Source organism: Planomicrobium sp. MB-3u-38 (assembly GCF_002836425.1).
Classification (GTDB): domain Bacteria; phylum Bacillota; class Bacilli; order Bacillales_A; family Planococcaceae; genus Planococcus; species Planococcus okeanokoites.
The window spans coordinates 1-677 of sequence record NZ_PJBO01000021.1; the positions used below are offsets into that span (position 1 = coordinate 1).

General features: G+C 46.5%; 1 protein-coding gene. It reads left to right on the plus strand.

The window, feature by feature from the left end:
- The coding region (locus CXF70_RS06700; protein WP_145990712.1) for an N-acetylmuramoyl-L-alanine amidase at positions 1-677 on the plus strand (677 nt) is incomplete at both ends.

Sequence of the window (677 nt, forward strand, 5' to 3'; positions counted from 1 at the left end):
CCATCCACAAGCGATAAAGTGGTCGGCCAGATCCACACAAACAATGAAGTTCAAGTCTATGGCTACAGCGGCAACTGGGTTTATGGCAAATCTGGAAACCTTACAGGTTATTTCAGCCTCTCTTATTTAGCTAAATCCGCTGCTAAAGCATCTCGTGTTATGGTAATTGATGCCGGACACGGTGGTAGTGATCCAGGTGCTTCCGGATATGGTTTAGTTGAAAAAGAAGTGAACCTTGATGTATCCCTTCGCGTCGAGAGAATGTTGAAAGCGAAAGGCATCAACGTATTGATGATCCGCAGAACGGATGTATTCTACAGTCTGGATTACCGCGCTGCCTATGGTGTGAAAAATGGTGCAGATGCTTTTGTCGCTATCCATTCCAACTCTTATACCCCGGGAACAAGTGGTTCTGAAACGTTCTATTCGGCATCTGTTGCGAACGATAGCAAACAGCTGGCAACCTTCATCCAAAGCCGCCTGTACAAAGCGATGGAGCACCCTAACCGTGGCGTGAAAGAATACGATTACCGTGTTCTTGCAGCAAATCCGCTTCCAGCAGCTCTTGTGGAACTTGGATTCCTGACAAACTCTGGTGATGCCTCTAAATTGGCAACATCCACTTACAGAGAACGTGCAGCTTCAGCCATCGCTGAAGGAATCGAAGATTATTATGA